At 57.5% G+C, this 15,956-nt stretch carries 15 protein-coding genes and 1 pseudogene; 14 read left to right on the top strand and 2 right to left on the bottom strand.

The window, feature by feature from the left end; all coding sequences use genetic code 11:
* The first annotated feature begins 56 nt into the window (after nucleotides 1-56).
* The 10 genes from TH468_RS01125 to TH468_RS01080 all read left to right on the top strand — a co-directional run bounded on the left by TH468_RS01125 (nucleotide 57) and on the right by TH468_RS01080 (nucleotide 9,591).
* Nucleotides 57-626 carry a hypothetical protein gene (locus TH468_RS01125; protein WP_085642412.1) on the top strand — a complete coding sequence of 190 codons (570 nt, stop codon included), beginning with the start codon at nucleotides 57-59 and terminating at the stop codon, nucleotides 624-626.
* A 30-nt stretch (nucleotides 627-656) separates the two neighbouring features.
* Nucleotides 657-2,579 carry a hypothetical protein gene (locus TH468_RS01120; protein WP_085642411.1) on the top strand — a complete coding sequence of 641 codons (1,923 nt, stop codon included), beginning with the start codon at nucleotides 657-659 and terminating at the stop codon, nucleotides 2,577-2,579.
* Nucleotides 2,579-3,022 (top strand): hypothetical protein, encoded by a 444-nt coding sequence (locus TH468_RS01115; protein ID WP_085641855.1) that lies wholly within the window; start codon nucleotides 2,579-2,581, stop codon nucleotides 3,020-3,022. Before TH468_RS01120 ends, TH468_RS01115 begins: the two co-directional genes overlap by 1 nt.
* A 298-nt stretch (nucleotides 3,023-3,320) precedes the next feature.
* Nucleotides 3,321-4,724, top strand: coding sequence for a hypothetical protein (locus tag TH468_RS01110; RefSeq protein WP_085641854.1), 1,404 nt, complete (start codon nucleotides 3,321-3,323; stop codon nucleotides 4,722-4,724).
* Between the two features lie 47 nt (nucleotides 4,725-4,771).
* Entirely contained in the window at nucleotides 4,772-5,884 is a 1,113-nt protein-coding gene (locus TH468_RS01105) for a hypothetical protein (RefSeq protein WP_085641853.1), read from the top strand.
* A 4-nt stretch (nucleotides 5,885-5,888) separates the two neighbouring features.
* The gene (locus tag TH468_RS01100) at nucleotides 5,889-6,227 is read left to right on the top strand and encodes a hypothetical protein (protein ID WP_085641852.1); all 339 of its coding nucleotides are present in this window, start codon (nucleotides 5,889-5,891) and stop codon (nucleotides 6,225-6,227) included.
* A gap of 159 nt (nucleotides 6,228-6,386) precedes the next feature.
* Nucleotides 6,387-6,929, top strand: coding sequence for a DUF4365 domain-containing protein (locus TH468_RS01095; protein WP_085641851.1), 543 nt, complete (start codon nucleotides 6,387-6,389; stop codon nucleotides 6,927-6,929).
* Entirely contained in the window at nucleotides 6,926-8,083 is a 1,158-nt protein-coding gene (locus TH468_RS01090) for a hypothetical protein (protein WP_085641850.1), read from the top strand. The genes TH468_RS01095 and TH468_RS01090 overlap by 4 nt, the downstream gene beginning before the upstream one ends.
* A 411-nt stretch (nucleotides 8,084-8,494) precedes the next feature.
* Nucleotides 8,495-8,908 carry an MbcA/ParS/Xre antitoxin family protein gene (locus TH468_RS01085; protein WP_085641849.1) on the top strand — a complete coding sequence of 138 codons (414 nt, stop codon included), beginning with the start codon at nucleotides 8,495-8,497 and terminating at the stop codon, nucleotides 8,906-8,908.
* Complete coding sequence (locus tag TH468_RS01080; protein ID WP_246832177.1) at nucleotides 8,905-9,591, top strand: RES family NAD+ phosphorylase; 687 nt, start codon at nucleotides 8,905-8,907, stop codon at nucleotides 9,589-9,591. The genes TH468_RS01085 and TH468_RS01080 overlap by 4 nt, the downstream gene beginning before the upstream one ends.
* Before the next feature lie 43 nt (nucleotides 9,592-9,634).
* On the opposite strand, the gene TH468_RS01075 is transcribed toward TH468_RS01080, so the two are convergent.
* Complete coding sequence (locus TH468_RS01075) at nucleotides 9,635-10,615, bottom strand: alpha/beta fold hydrolase (protein WP_085641847.1); 981 nt, start codon at nucleotides 10,613-10,615, stop codon at nucleotides 9,635-9,637.
* A 197-nt stretch (nucleotides 10,616-10,812) separates the two neighbouring features.
* On the opposite strand from TH468_RS01075, the gene TH468_RS01070 reads away from it, so the two are divergent.
* The 4 genes from TH468_RS01070 to TH468_RS01055 all read left to right on the top strand — a co-directional run bounded on the left by TH468_RS01070 (nucleotide 10,813) and on the right by TH468_RS01055 (nucleotide 14,272).
* Nucleotides 10,813-11,427 carry a TetR/AcrR family transcriptional regulator gene (locus TH468_RS01070; protein ID WP_085642410.1) on the top strand — a complete coding sequence of 205 codons (615 nt, stop codon included), beginning with the start codon at nucleotides 10,813-10,815 and terminating at the stop codon, nucleotides 11,425-11,427.
* 270 nt (nucleotides 11,428-11,697) lie between these two features.
* Nucleotides 11,698-12,000: a hypothetical protein gene (locus TH468_RS21125; protein WP_139834599.1), complete on the top strand. Its 303-nt coding sequence runs from the start codon at nucleotides 11,698-11,700 to the stop codon at nucleotides 11,998-12,000.
* 137 nt (nucleotides 12,001-12,137) lie between these two features.
* A complete protein-coding gene (terL, locus tag TH468_RS01060) occupies nucleotides 12,138-13,709 on the top strand; it encodes a phage terminase large subunit (RefSeq protein ID WP_085641845.1) in 1,572 nt (523 codons plus the stop codon).
* Nucleotides 13,710-13,960: 251 nt separating this feature from the next.
* Nucleotides 13,961-14,272, top strand: a complete 312-nt coding sequence (locus TH468_RS01055) for a hypothetical protein (protein WP_085642409.1) — start codon at nucleotides 13,961-13,963, stop codon at nucleotides 14,270-14,272.
* Between the two features lie 265 nt (nucleotides 14,273-14,537).
* Here the strand turns inward: TH468_RS01055 and cml are convergent.
* Nucleotides 14,538-15,713 (bottom strand): annotated as a pseudogene (gene cml, locus TH468_RS01050) (CmlA/FloR family chloramphenicol efflux MFS transporter); the annotation flags it as partial.
* Between the last annotated feature and the right edge of the window lie 243 nt (nucleotides 15,714-15,956).

Genomic DNA, 15,956 nt, shown 5'->3' with positions numbered 1-15,956 from the left:
CGGATTTTGACAATATTTCAACGATATCGGCAACCGGGAATTGAAGGGAACGCGATATGGCACTGAGCGACATCGCACTTTGTGCGCGTGCATTGGTGATGATCGGGGCGGCACCGATTGTTTCGTTCGAGGATGACACCGCCGAGGCGGAGGTGGCGGGGATGCTTTATCCGGCCATTCGGGACGGGATGCTGGCGGCGTATCCGTGGCGGTTTGCGGCAAGGGGTGCGTGGCTGGCGCGGAAGGAGAGTGAGGACGTTTTGGGCGCTGGCGAGGGCATGTTTGTCCTGCCCGGGGATTTTATCCGGCTGCTGTCGCTTGAGACCGAGGGCGGGGCGGTGCCGGAATTTGAGCTGGTGCAGGGGGCGGTGAGGTGCGCGGCGGATCGGGCGTATCTGCGCTATGTCGGGCGAATGGCGGAGGGGGCATTTCCCGCGTTTTTCGATCTGGCGCTGATCACGCGGCTGGCTGCGGAGTTCTGTGTGCCGCTGACCGAAAGTACGTCGCGGGCGGAATATCTGTTTAAGCGCGCGGAGGATCAGTTTCGGAGCGCGAGGCTGGCCGATGCGCAGCAATCAACCCCGCGGGCGATTGGGGATTTTACCCTGATCGGGGCTCGGGGATAAGGGTTTGGGGATTGACCGGAGGGGATGGTTATGGCGCGCAGGGTCTTGGAAAAGACGACATTTTCGACTGGTGAACTGGCGCCGGAATTGTGGGGGCGGTCGGATTTGAATGCCTATGGCAATGGGGCGGCGCGGTTGCGCAATGTGTTCATTGAACCGAGCGGCGGGGTGCGTAGGCGGCCCGGTATTGCGTTGATTGATGCGGTGTCTGGCCCGGTGCGGTTGATCCCGTTCGAGTTCAATACCGAGCAGACCTATCTGCTGGTGTTTGGGGATTACGAGGGGACGGTTTATCGCGATGGGGTGGCTATTGTCGGGTTTGAGACGCCGTTTGGAACTATCCACCATGCGCTTCTGAACTGGACGCAAAGTGCCGATACGCTGCTTGTCACCCACCCGGAGGTCGAGCCGATGCGCCTGACGCGAAAGGCATCGAGGGATGGGGCTGGTGTTTGGGAAATGACCAACTGGGCGTGGCGCGAAACGGCGGTGAAGCGGTTTCAGCCATACTACAAATTCGGCGATCCGGCGGTTTCGATCACGCCTTCAGGGACCAGTGGTACGATCAGCATCACGGCCAGTTCGGCGCTTTTTGAGGCCGGGCATGTTGGCACGCGGTGGCGTATCCAAGGGATCGAGGGGCAGATTGCCGGGGTTTCGAGTGCGACACTGGCAACCATTACCTTGAAAGAGGCGCTTCCGAATGCCAGCACGACACAGGATTTCGAGGAACAGGTGTTTTCGCCGGTTCGCGGCTGGCCGCGCAGCGTGACATTTCATCAGGACCGGATGGTGATTGGCGGATCGCGGGATTTGCCTAACCGGTTGTGGATGTCGAAATCGGGGGATCTGTTCAATTTCGATCTGGGCGAGGGGCTGGATGACGAGGCGATTGAATTTGCCCTGCTGGCCGATCAGGTCAATGCGATTACCGGCATTTTCGCAGGCCGCCATTTGCAGGTTTTCACCAGCGGATCGGAATGGATGGTGACGGGGGACCCGTTGACGCCAGCCAATATTCAGGTCACGCGCCAGACCCGGATCGGCAGCCGGGCGGATCGCACGGTGCCGTTGGTCAATGTGGATGGCGCGACGATCTTTGCCGCGCGCAGCGGTCGGGAATTGCGCGAATTTCTGTTTACCGATGTCGAGCAGGCCTATGGGGCGGCGGATTTGGCCCTTTTATCGCGCCATCTGGTGCAGGGCCCGGTTGATCAGGCATTTGATGCGGATCGCAGGCTTTTGCATGTGGTGATGGGCGATGGCAGCCTTGGGACATTGACCCTTTATCGCAGCGAGGCGATCACCGCCTGGTCGGCGCAAGGTGTTGAGGGTGCGGCATTTCGCGCCGTCGCGGTGGCGGGCGGGGAGGTTTACCTTTGCCTTGAGCGGGACGGGCAATTTTACCTTGGCCGGTTTGATGAGGGTTGCGGGCTTGATCTTTCGATCGCCGCAGAATTGACCGAAGGCGAGGAACCGCGCCGCCATTGGGGCGGGCTGGATGATCTGGAAAATGTCACGCTGGCCGTGTGGGCCGATGGGCGGCTTTATCGCGATATTACGGTGTCGGGCGGCACGATCAGTTTGGCTGATGCGGTTTCAACGGTTGTGGCCGGATTGCCGTTTACCCATGAAATTGCCGCTTTGCCACCCGCCGGATCGGATGGCACGCGGGCACATGGGGGCAATGCGCTGCGGCTTGTTTCGGTGACATTCCGGGTGCAGCAGACCGAACAGCTGCGTGTTGATACCGGGCGGGGATTTCGCGATGTGACGCTGGGTAGAGGACGGAGCGAGGACGCGGCCTATAGCGGTGATGTCAGTTTGCGGGCCCTTGGCTGGCGGCGTGGTAGTGCCGGGCGGAACAATGATGGATTATGGCGGATCGCCGGGGATTTTCCCCGGCCTTTTTTATTGCTGGGGGTCGCCAGCGAATTGGGGGTGAATGACTGATGGGCGCGTTTGCATCCTATGCACCAATGGCACTTTCTGCCCTGCAAACCGGGCAGCAGATTTCATCAAACCGCGCGGATCAGAAAAGCCGCGCGGCCCAGACCGAAGCCAACCGGCAGGCCGATATTGCCAGCATCAATGCGAGCGAGACGGAGCGTGCGCGCGAACGGGCCGAGGAATTGCGCATCCGGCAGGCAAGGCTTCGCGCACGCCAGGGGGCGGCGGGACTGCAAAGCGGGGCGGCGGGATCGGCCAGTGCGGTTCTGGCCGGGCTTGAAAAACAGGCATTGTCGGAAACGCAGGCCGATGCGGATGCGGCGGCGCGCAAGCGGGCGGAGGTCAACCGGCAGGCAAGTTGGCGTGAAACATCGCTTTTGCGGTCGTCACAGGATGACACGGTGGCACGGCTTAATGCGTGGTTTGCGCGGCGGGATGGGTGGTGAGGGCTTAAGGGGTTCGTGGCGGGTATTGAGTGTACGGCACTGTTTTCTGGATTCCCGCGTGCGCGGGAATGACGGGGTTGGGGTAGGGCCTTTCCACCCGTTCGTCACTCCTGCGAAAGCGGGAGTCCATCGGGCTTGTGGGTTCGGTGGTTGGGTTTGAGGATGCGGCGCGGCTGACTGGATTCCCGCGTGCGCGGGAATGACGGGGTTGGGGTGAGGCCTTTCCACCTGTTCGTCACTCCCGCGCAGGCGGGAGTCCAGGGCTGGGGGTTCGGTTTCGGGTTTTTAGGGGGATGAGATGGGCGTGGTATTCAAGGCTACTGGCGGGGCGGGTGTCGGGTTTGCCGGCGACGGGGAGCGTACGGTTTTTCCGTTTCAGTTTGCGGTTTTTGGCAGTGATGATGTGGCGGTGCGCGTTGATGGAAAGCCGGTCACGACCGGGTTTCATGTGGCGTTAAATGAGGCGGAGGAAGCGCCCGGTGGCGAGGTGATTTTCGAGGTCGCGCCAAAGGTGGGGGCCGCGATTTCGATCCGGCGGCATTTGCGGTTACGGCGGTTGAGTGCGTATGGCGGTTCGGCATCGCCCCGCGGGGATGCGGTCGATCGGGATCTGGATTATCTGACCGCGGCCCTTGGCGATGTGGATCGGGCGATGGTGGGCAGTTTGCGGCTTGATCCCGCCGATCAGGACAAGGGTGATCTTGCATTGCCGCGGATGGAGCCCGGTCGGGCGTTGGTGTGGAACGATCAGGGCGACGGGCTGGCGAACGGGCCGGATGCGGGGGAGATTGCAGCGGCGGGGCGGCATGGTGCGATGGCGCAGGATGCGGCTAACCGGGCCGAGGCCGCCGGAACGCGGGCGGAAACCGCCCTTGCGGGGTTTCAGAAGCAGATGGCGGGGGCGGCGTTTGACCTTGATCTGCGCGCGCAAAACGCAACGCTTTGGCAGGATGAACGCCGCATGCCGGTGATTGATGCGCCGGGTGACCGGATCATGGATATCCGCGAGACGGGGGCGCTGGTGCGGTTATCGAATGGCGGGCGGTTGAGCCTTCCGGGGGTGAGTGCCGCGCGCAACGGGGTGCGATACCGCGTGGTCAATGGCGATGGCACGATGGTCGATGTCGCGGCGGCCAGCGGGGATCAGATTGTGCCGCTGGATGGGGCGGCGGTGCGCAGTGTTCATGCCCTGCCGATCCGGGGGGATTGTGTTGATCTGATCTGTGATGGGACGCGGTGGTTTGCAGCACCAATCGCCCAAAACGGGCCGGTGGTGAAGCTTTTGCGGACCAATGCGCAGGATATTCCGGCGGGCGGTTATTTCATTGTTGAATGGGATCATGTTGCGGAGGATAGCCACGGGCTTTATGACGCCGCCCTGCATGGGGTTGGGAATCTTCCACCCGGTTTTTACCATGTTGATGCCGGGGTGAATTTTGCCATTGGTGCGGAGGCGGTGGCGGTCAGTGCCTATGTCGAGCGCCTAGGGGCGGCGGGATGGAGCACGCATTTGCAGGCGTCCGATATTGTCGGGTCGGGCAGCAATGCGACGCAGAGTGTGCGGGTCAGCGGCATCGCCCGGATCGGGATTGCGAGCGATAATGCGCTTCGGCTGCGGGTGCGGCATTCGGACAGCATCACGCGCCAGATCGCGGCGGGGGCGGTGATGAGCTGGTTTCATCTGTGCCGGATTGGCGGGTAAAGGCGGCACTTTCAGCCTTTCATTTATTCAGGGACGGAGAATGCAAAATGGGCATGCGATATGCGCCATTGGAAAGCTGCCTGCGCGTGACGCGGGCGAGCCCCAAGATCGTGCGCGGATCAGACGGGATTCTGACCGAGATTGGGGCCGATATTCCCGGCCATGATCACGATGCGCTGGGCCGGGCGAAGGGGCTTTTGATCGAGGCGGCGGCAAGCAATCTGTTGCGCTATTCCACCGCGTTTTCCAATCCGCTTTGGGAGAAGGAAGCGGGGGTAAGCGCAAGCGCATCCGGGATTGAGGCCCCGGATGGGAGTATCACGGCCACACGCCTTGACCTTCCGGGCGGCACGGCGGGGCTTTATCAGCGGGTCGATGATTTGGTTGCGGGGGAGGTTTACAGCTTTGGCGTCTGGGCGCGGGCGGTATCGGGCACGGCCCAAATTACGCTGGGCGGGGTAAATGGGGCATCTGCCCATGCGGTGAGCCTTGATGAAAGCTGGCAACGGGTGGGCTTTGCGGAAACCGCATCAGGCACCAGCCGCTATCCGAAAATCAGCACCGCGATTTCGGGCAATCCGGCATCAATTCTGATCTGGAATGCGCAGCTTGAGTCCGGGCCGGTTTTGACCAGCGACATGATCAGCAAGGGCATTCCGGCGGCACGGGCGATGGATGATGTGATGCTGGGGCCGGGGGGCTGGTTCCGGGGGGCAACAGGGCGGGGGACGTTTGTGTTTGATCTGGAATTGCCTGCGGCCTGGAGCGGCATCTGGCGGATCATGCAGATGCATTCGGGGAACCTTAAAGATGATCATCTTGATCTTGGCTATGACAGTGCGGCGGATCAGTTGCGGATTTCACTGCGCAAGGCTGGCGCGCCGATCATCACCCAGTCGCTTTATGGCGGGCTTGTGCCGGGCGCGCGCACGCGGATTGTGCTGGCGTGGGAGGATGATGGGGTGGCGGTCGCCAAGGACGGGGCGGTTTTGAAATCGCTGGGCGGCTTTGCCATGCCACGCAATTTCAACGTGATCTGGCTGGGGAGTTATGCCGGGCAAAGCGGGGCGTTAAACGGGCATTTGCGCGGGGTTTCCTATTGGCCGGAACGGTTGGGGGATGATCGGTTGATCACCCTTTCGGAAAATTCGGGAAATTAACCCCATGGAAGCCAAATCGGGATCGGAGGACAGGATGGAGGAACTTGATACGGTGCGGGCGGAGTTTTTGCAAAGCCTGCCCGGCGATATCAACCGGGCGCGCAATGCCTATCGCCGGATGGCGCAGGCCGCGGCCCTCAAGATGGATGCCAAAAGCTTTGCCGCCCATCAGACGGCGTGCAAGGCGGGGCTTTCGCATCTTGAAGGGCTGATCAAACTGCTGCGCTGGGCGTCCGGCCCGGATGCGGCGGCGGAAAATGACAAGGCGAAGTCGCCTGCGATGGAAGAGGCGGAGATCAGGAGGCTGATTGCGGAGGCAAGGGGGGCGTTGGGAGGAAATTAACAGGCCAAAATAGCAAAGAATATTAGCCTGAATCCTTTGAAAAATCGTTTTAAATTAGGAAAAATTAATGGGCTTTGAGGAAACCCTATTAGCAAACTTTCTTTTATAGTAATACATCTTGTGGGAGACGTTTTACGGGAAAATCACTTAAAAGTAGCCATGGCATATACAGAAGAGCACACAAAAGAATCTCTGAGCCGCGCATATGTTTCGATCGTGGCTGGAATGGCGGGGATTATTATAAGTAAACCTGATCATGACTATGGCGTTGATGGTACCTTTGCGCCGGTGAAGGGAACGGTGGATGATGGAGATAGCAAAGAGCGGTTTTTAAAGGGAGCTTGTAAAATTGACTATCAATTAAAAGCCACAACCGTTTGGTCTTATGATAATGAAAAAAAAGAAGTAATTTATGATCTAGAAGCTAAAACTTACAATGATATTGTAAATAGAAGTAGTGATGATCAACCTTTGATTCTTATTCTAATGTGTTTGCCGAAAGATAAAGAAAAGTGGCTAGATATTTCATCAGAAGAGTTGATTTTGAGGAATTGCTGCTTTTGGTGGTTGTCTTCCGGCAATAAAACTAAAAACAGAGGAAAGGTCAGGATTAGAATACCAGAGTCAAATATACTAAATGTAGATGCGATTAAAAATTTACTAGATAAAGAGCGAGTTCGGAGAATGGAGTTTTTCTCATGAATAAGAAAAAAATTTATGAGAGTTTACCTCACATTTCTAACGTTCAAAGCTATCTTCGTGTGAGCGATTGGCTCATTGCAGGAAATTCAGAAAATTATACACTTTATAAGAAAAGCATTGAAGGTGCAGAGTTCGAGTTAATCGTTGCAAAGTCTGAAAACGTTCGAGGCTGGGAAAGGTCGCTTGCCGATGCTATCGAGCAGTTAGCTGACTATCTCGGAAGATCGATTGAAGAGATTATTAGTGCAATATTGGCGATAAAGTTTGATGTGTTTCGCTCTCGGATTGCAGATAGTTTAGTTAGGTATGATACCATAGATATGGAGACTGCCGTCGAGTATGTTACTTGCTTGAAATCCTTCATGGTTTCTTCGGCAGCAGCGGAGTTGAGAAGAGAGCAATTGATTAAGCGTGCTCCTCCCGTAGCCGCTGAATATGGGAGAAAATGCCGGTTTGGTCATACATTCAAAGGTAGTTTTGGGTTTGTTGTTGAATCACCGGTCCATTTTGAGGCGATACCAAAACCACTAATAGAGCCCTTGGATACCTCCGTCTTTACTGAACTGGAAGCACCGTTTGAGCGGAAGGTTATTGAAAGAATTGCTACTGGTATGAGACATCTAGATTTGGCGGCTAGAGAAGATACCACGTTGCCAATTACTGATGGTTATGAGCAGGGCCTAAATGCCAACATGCTTGATGACCTGTTGAACTTGCATGAGGCAGCCAAACTTAGTCGTTTGAGCTTTGATTTTCAGTGGTCACCTCAGTTGCCAGAAGTCAAAATAGAGCAGGGTTTCAATTTTGATTTTGGTAGTGAAAAAATTGAAATCATGGAAACGGCATCGAGAGAACTGAAAAGAACTACTGTCCCGGAAAGAGAAGCTGTTGCGGGGTACGTAACGGATTTGCATACAGACTTCGACTTGCGAGCATCGGATATTTTCCATGATGACCGTAAGGTGGTGGTTAAAATATCGTCCCAAGACTATACGCAAAGAAGGCTGCACATCTCTCTCAATGAAGAAGATTATGGGAAGGCATTAGCTGCCCACAAGGCAGGAAAGTTGGTCTCTGTTATAGGAAAAATGGAAAAGAGGGGTAGATATTGGTACCTCCTTGATCCTGAGAGATTTCAAATAATTTCTGAGTAATCAACCATAATTGGTTCGTTTTTTTGCAGCGTATTACCTCTAATAGATAGCTTTCGCACCTCAAATATCTCTCCACACGATGTTGTAAGTCAGCAAAAATGGAAGCTTGTTAAGCGTCTTTGAGTGAGGAGAGCCTAGTGTCGATCTCATTGACATATCCCAAGAACGTGTCGAAATTTTCCGGTTTTATCGACATGACGTGACGTGCGGCGTGCACGGCACAGCTGGCTGGATTCCCGCGTGCGCGGGAATGACGGTTTTTTTTGGGGGGGGGGTAAGGTCTTTCCATCCTTTCGTTATTCCCGCGCAGGCGGGAGTCCATGGGGCCGCGAGCGCGGTCGCTGGTTTTGCTATCCCGTCATTTGCCATTTGGCATAAAAATGCTATATTGATGCCAAATGGAGGTATGTGATGGAATTCGCGATTGTGGAGCCGGTCGGGGCGCGGCCGGATCGGGCGGTGATTACCGAGGATGAGGCGGCCGCGCTGGCGCGGGCCACGGTTAATCTGTTTGGTGTCTGGGACCTGAGCGATCAGGAAGCGCGGGTGTTGCTGGGCGATATGCCCGCGCGCACATGGGCGCGGTGGAAGAAAAAGGATATCGGGCGGATTGATCGTGATTTGCGCACGCGCATGGCGATGCTGATCGGGATTCACAAAGGGTTGCGATATCTGTTTCGTGAACCGGCACGGGGTTATGCGTGGATCCGCAAGCCCAATGCGGCGTTTGGCGGGCAATCTGCGCTGGAGATCATGTTGCGCGGCGAGATCATGGATATCGCCGATATCCGAAGTTACCTTGATGCGGAGCGTGGTGGCTGGTGAGCAGGAGCAGGCATGTTGCGTGGCCGCAATGCGTGCGGATCATCCGGTCGATCTATCCGCCGATTGACCTGTTTGAAGATATCGCCGATCCCGCCGATTGGGAGGCCCTGGCATCGGCCGAGGCCAAGATGAACCCGCGTATCCGCGATAGCATCGGCAATCTGGCCAAGGTGCCGGTCGAACGCCGGGTATCGGGGCCGGGGGCGAGTTACGTGATGGCGCCGTTTGTCCATTGTTCGCCCTATCGCCCCGGCCGGTTTTCGGATGGTACATACGGGCTTTATTATGCGGGGGATGGCCGGTCTGTGGCGATTGCCGAAACCGTGCATCACCATGCACGGATGATGCGGGCGACCGATGAGGAACCGGGCTGGACATCGCAGTTTCGCGAACTGGTCGGGCGGATGGATCATGTGTTTGATGACGTGAGCGATCGGGCGGATTTGCTGGATCCCGATGATTATTCGGCGTCGCAGAAATTTGGGGCGGAGCGACGCGCGGCGGGATCGGACGGGATTTACTGGCCGAGTGTGCGGTTTGACGGCGGGCATTGCATCGCGTCGTTCTGGCCCGATGTGGTGCCGATCCCCGTACAGGGCGATCATTTTTCCTATCACTGGAACGGGGAGGCGGTCGATTATGTCCGTAACCTTGCCAGTGGGGAGACGTGGAAGGTGATTTAGCGGCTGCATCGCGCAAACGATGCAGCCGATTTGTTTTCAGATGTTATTTGAGCGTGACATGGGCATGTGACGGGGCGTGATTGGCAAGGGCTTTGGCGGCGTTCGCCCATGACGTATCCGCGGGGTCAAGCGCGGATTTGAGGTAGGCCAGCGTCATGCGTTGGGTGATGGCAAGGCGGTCGGGATCTTCGTCGTCGGTTTCCTTTGCATCATATCCGGCAATACCGCCAAGGCCGTGTTTGCCGCCAATGAGGGTCAGCAGGGCGTCGGCACCGGGGCTGTGGTGGAACGGGTCGGTGTGCCAGGCGGGGCCACGGGTCGTCAGGTGCGGGTTGTCATCGGCATCGCCAGCAACGACGAGGGTTCTGGTCGTCAGGTGGCTGAAATCGGGGTTGAGCGACGTGTAGTTTGCACGTGCAAAGTCGCTGAGGCTATCCCCACCCTTGCCAGGGGCGGCCAGCAGCACGCCGGCCGTGATGCGCGGTTCGATCAGATCGACATTCTGTGCGGTCGGGTCGTTGATATCGGTCAGACGGGCACCAAGCAGCATGCCAACCGTCTGCCCGCCCAGCGAATGGCCGATGGCAGCAATTTTGCTGCGGTCCAGCCGCCCGGCGATTGCGGGGAACTGGTCCTCTATCGCGTCAAGCTGATCGAGGATGAGCTTCATATCCTGCACACGCGAGCGCCAGAAAAACGGTGCGCCCGGTGCATCGGCCGGAAGGCCCGCGACCTTGGAATTGCCATGGGTCGGCTGGATCACGACAAAGCCGTGCGCGGCATAGAAATTCGCAAGCGGGGCGTAACCATCCTTCGACGGGATATAAAGCGACGGCCCATGCCCGTGCGACAGCAGAAGGATCGGAAGGTCCCGATCATTCGAGGGCGGGGTGAGCGGCGCGGTGATGCGCAGTTCAAGCGGTTGGCCGCGATCCGGGGCCGGGAGGGTGACCGGGTTGATGCACAGGGTCGGAAAGGACGGGCCGGTCGGGATATGGCGGGCATCGGTAAGCAGATTGTTCATGACTTGGTGCCTTGTTTTGCTTGGCGAAGGTCGGGGGCTTCGCCTATATAGAAAAACGGAACGTTGATCCGATAATAAACGGAACTTTGTTCCACTTGATGAATCGTATATACGGAACGTTGTTCCGTATATCAAGGGTAATTGCGTGCGGGGTCTTTGGACCGGTCGGAAAAAGGAAGCCATGCGTGGCGGACACCATGACAAAACATGACTTTGACAGTGATGGTAACGCACCGAAGCGGCGGGTGCGCGCCGATGCACAGCGTAACGAGGATGCGGTGCTTGAGGCGGCCAAGGCGGTTTTTGCGACCGCGGGCGTGGATGCGCCGGTGCGCGAAATTGCCACCAGGGCCGGGGTTGGTGTCGGCACGCTGTATCGCCGTTTCCCGACCCGATCCGACCTTGTGGCGGCGGTTTTCAGGCGCGAGGTTGATGCCTGTGCGGCAACCGCAGAAACGCTGGCGATGGATTATCCGCCGGGCGAGGCTTTGGTGCGCTGGCTTAATCGCTATACCGATTTTATCGCGACCAAAAAGGGGCTGGCGGCAGCACTGCATTCCGGCGATCCGGCGTTTGATGCGCTGCCCGATTATTTTCGCGCGAAGTTCGAGCCGGTTCTGATGTCGCTTCTGGAAGCCGCGGCGGCGGCGGGCGAGGTGCGCCGCGATATTGCCGCCTATGACCTTTTGCGCGCGATTGGCAACCTTTCGGTCGCCGGTGTTGGCGATGAAGCGGGGGCGGCACATACGCGCAGCATGGTGGAGCTTCTGGTGGATGGGCTGCGGTTTGGGGCGGTGAAGGCGGGACGGTAGGGGCGGTTTGGATGAGCCGGCATTTCTAGCGGTAACGAAACGGGCTTCGGCCCGTTTTTTTGTTTTCGGGAGCTGGGTTACGGCAGTGTCTGGTGTGCCGGGAAGATGTTTACTGCCGGATTTTCCGAAATCAGTTTTCCCAAGCGATTGATCACAGGCCAATTGATGTTTCGTCCGAAACATACCGGCTTTGCATGACGCAGGCCGGGAAGGTTATTGCAGGCACCATCTGGTACCGAGCATAGCCGTTTTTTGAAAGGATGAAGTACGATGAAATCTTTGGCCTTAGTTTTGGCAGCGCTGCTGTTTGCAGCCCCTGCCTTTGCGTCGGATACCAAAGGTGGTGTTCAAACCCAGAACATCACAAATACCGATAACCGAGGGAACAATCCCAATGGTTCTGACGAGAGCAGTGATGAAACTATGGAGGATGAAGGCGCAACGGGAAGGCAGAATTGTTATTCTGCGAGAAAGTGTACCGGCAAGATTCTCAATCACAAAGATGCGCACAACTGCAGGAACTCAGGTGGAAAATCCTGGGAAAGCAAGTTTGGAGTTTGCACCAATCTTTGAGATAGGTTGCGAAGATTTTTCACACTCATACTGCCTTTAACAAGGTTTAGTTTTTGCTGTGAATTAAACAGGCCCCCGGGGGAAACCCCGGGGGCCTTGGTTTTTGGGTCCTGTTATCAGATGGGTGGGGAGCGGGCATGGCGCAGGTGATTGATCGGGGGCGGGCGAGATGTGCCGGGTTTGGCGAGTTTGTCTGGATCTGGAATGCGATGATGGGGCTGGGGTTGCCGGGGCATCATCGCGATATGGCGGCGTGGCTTGAGGATTGCTGGAAGGCGGGGAAGGGGCAGCTTTTGCTGATGGCGTTTCGCAATTCGGGCAAATCAACACTGGTCGGGCTGTTTTGCGCGTGGTTGCTGTATCGTGATGCGGATTTGCTGATTCTGGTTCTGGCGGCCGATCTGGGATTGGCGAAAAAGATGGTGCGCAATGTCAAGCGTGTGATCGAACGCCATCCGTTGCTGGCGGGGCTGTTGCCCGAAAAGCGGGTCGATTGGGGCACGCAGCGTTTTACTGTTGAACGGGCGGGTGTGTTGCGTGATCCGTCGATGCAGGCAGCCGGTATTGGCGGCAATATCACCGGATCGCGGGCCGATGTGGTGATTTGCGATGATGTCGAGGTGCCCAAAAACAGCGATAGCGCCCATAAACGTGCCGAACTGCGCGAAAAACTGGGCGAGATTGCCTATGTCCTGTCGCCCGATGGCACGCAGATTTATGTCGGCACCCCGCATAGCTATTATTCGATCTATGCCGACGAAATCCGGGCCGAAACCGGGGAGGCTGCATCGTTTCTGGCGGGGTTTGAGCGGTTCTGCCTGCCGATACTTGATGATCAGGGGCAATCGAACTGGCCAGAGCGGTTTCCGACACTCAAGATCGAGGAAATCCGCACCCATACCGGGGAGCGGAAATTTGCCAGCCAGATGATGCTGGAAATGATCGCCCCCAGTGATGGGATCCTCGACCCCGCGCGGTTGCGCCGCTATGGCGATGATGCGGTGATCGCGCAGGCCAATGGCGCGCTTCGGCTGTCCATCGGGGATCGGCAGATGATGGCGGGCGCGTGCCATTTTGATCCGAGTTTTGGCAAAAGCGGGGGTGTACCTGGTGGCGCAAATGAGGGCGCAAAGGGGGGGGATGGCGCGGTGATCGCGTGCGTTTATGTCTGTGATCAGGGGGAATACTGGCTGCATGATATGGCGTGGCTGACATTTGATGCCACACGCCTGCATGAAGCCGATGAAGCCAGCCAGATTTGTGCCGGGGCGGCGGCGTTCATCAAGGCGCATCATTTGCCATCCGTGCGGGTGGAGACCAACGGGATCGGGCGGTTTTTGCCCAATATCCTGCGGCGCGCCTTAAAGCAGGCCGACTGGGCGGCAAGTGTGGTCGAACATCACGAGGCGCAAAACAAGGATGCGCGGATTGAGGATGCATTTGGCGCGGCGTTGAGTGCGGGGTTGCTGCATGCGCATGAGCGTATCTGGCAAACGCCGTTCATCCGTGAAATGCGCGAATGGCGTCCGGGCGAGGGGCGGGGGCGCCGCCGGGGCAAAACGGGGCGGCATGATGACGGGCTTGATGCGGTTGCGGGTTGCCTTATTCATGAGCCGGTGCGCCTGCCACGGGTGGAAAAAGCCCGGTCGGAGGGCGACTGGCGGCCTGCCGGGGCGGCTTTTTCGGCCCAAAAAGGCTTTCAGCCCTAAAAAGTTTTGTTCATTCACAGATGCTTATGCAACCCGTCGGAGAAAAGAGCGAAAAATTTATGGAAAATTCAACTTTCGTGATTACGTTATCTATATGGTTGAATAGTTTTCTGTGATTTTTTCTATACTAAAGATTAGTTATTGCCGCCAGGGCGGTGTTGGTCAATTTAGCAGTGCCGGGAAAGGACACCCAAACGGAGATTGGCATCGGGTGCGCCGCGCTGCGCTGTCCCTTAAAGGAGGGCCTGACCATGTGGAAAACTGTAAGCCTGATTGCCGTAATGGCCGGTGGCATTGCCCTTGCCAGTCCGGTCGAAGCGCAGACCGTATCGCCGGTTTGCGGGGATCGCAGCAAGGTGATCAATAGCCTGAGTGCGAAATATTCCGAGGAACCGGTTGCGGTTGGCGTGACCGCCAATGGCGGCGTGATCGAGGTGCTTAAGGCACCCGATGGCAAGACATGGACCATCCTGTTTACCTCGCCCAACGGGGCAAGCTGCCTTGTGGCATCGGGTGAGGCGTGGCAGGAGCTGGAAGTGAAATTGAACGGGCCGCACGCCTGAGTTTCCGGCGCGCGCAGGCATGATCCTGCTGTTCGCGCATGATGTGAAGACATCGTTGGAGACACATGGCGACGCCCTTTGACGAGACACCGGCCCCGCATGAATGCCCTGATCCTCCCGTTCGGGGATGTTGTGCGGACCATGCCGGTGACCATTGAGACGACGGCTGATCTCATCTGGTTTTGATGAGTGACCTCCTTGACTGACCCGCAAGCCTTTCGGTTTGCGGGTCTTTTTTGTGCCGGGGCGATCAGGATTAATCGCGGTTAAAGTGCCTGATCATCAGAACGATGATCGGAACAAACCCGCAAAAGGCAACAATCGGCCATGCACTTTGGCGGGGCAGCAGGGTGACGGCAAGGGTGCCGAACCCGCCAAGCAACAGACCGCCAAGACAGAAATAAACCGCCGTGACCGTGCCTGCGATGTGATCGAAACCGCGAAGCGCGCCATTGGGGGCGACGGATACCGCCATCGAAATACCGACCCCGATCAGCCACATCGGCGCGATGAAGCCCATGATCGATCGGGGTATGAGGCTTTCGGTCAGGGCAAGCATCCCGGCCCCGGTCATCAGGCAGAACATGCCGGTCGCCATGATCCGCGCGATGCCAAAACGCGGCACCAGCCGCCCGACCAGACGGGCGGTTGCCATCATGGCAATCGCGACGGAGGCAAAGAGGAGGCTGAACAGGGTTTGTGACAGGCCATGCCGTGCCATCAGAAGCCACGGTGCGACCGAGAAATAGACAAAGAAGCTGCCCATTCCGGCCCCGTAGGACAGGGTGTATTGCCAGAAGTTAAGCCGACCAAGCGGGGCAAGAAGATCACGCCAGCGAAGGCCGGTTTCGGTTCGTTGCCGGGTTTCGGGCCACAGGAAAAAGGCGGCAATGACCGCAAACGCCATGGCAAGGCCGAGGAGCGCGAATATCGCCCGCCAGCCCAACCATATTTCGACAAGAGCGCCGAGTAACGGCCCGATGGCCGGAACCATGGCGAGCATGGATCCCAGCAGCCCATAGATGACGTTGCTTTCATCGCGTCCGGCATAGATATCGCGCACGGTGGCAAAGGTCGCAACCAGACAGGCCGAAGCCCCGGCCGCCTGCACAAGACGCAAGGCCAGAAACACATCGCCGCGTGTGGCAAGGGCAAGGCCAACCGATGCCGCGATATAGGCCATCGCGCCACCCAGCAATACCGGGCGACGGCCAAAACGGTCAGACAAGGGGCCAAAGACAAGCTGCCCGGCACCGATCAGGACCAGATAGAAAGTCAGGGTCAGCTGGATCAGAAGCGGGCTGGAGCCAAGAATGCCCGCCATGCGTGGCACCACAGGCAGATACATATCCATGCCAAGCGATGCCAGAAGATCGAATGGAGATAACAGAAGAACAGTGGCGGTAAGCGAATACCGCCAAGACAAGATATCAGAGCGCATCAAGCCGTTTCCTTGAAAAAGGGATCGGGCAGCGCTCCCAGAGCCAACTGGTTCTGAAAGAACGCCGCAACAACAAAAACCAAAGGGGTTGCTGCGGCTTATCTGTCGGCTTTTTTGCTGGTGCTCATGGCGGGTGTCTCCTGTCTGACGGCAGCATAAAGGGTGGCTTGAATTGAGGGAAGTGGGTTTTGAATTTGGCCTTGCCATGTGTTCGTCACCTTTGTGACAGCGCGGCAGGCCTTT

This window comes from Thalassospira sp. MCCC 1A03138 (genome assembly GCF_002115785.1).
Lineage (GTDB): Bacteria > Pseudomonadota > Alphaproteobacteria > Rhodospirillales > Thalassospiraceae > Thalassospira.
The sequence above is the reverse complement of the archived record's forward strand: the minus strand, read 5'-3'. Positions and strand labels throughout refer to the sequence as shown.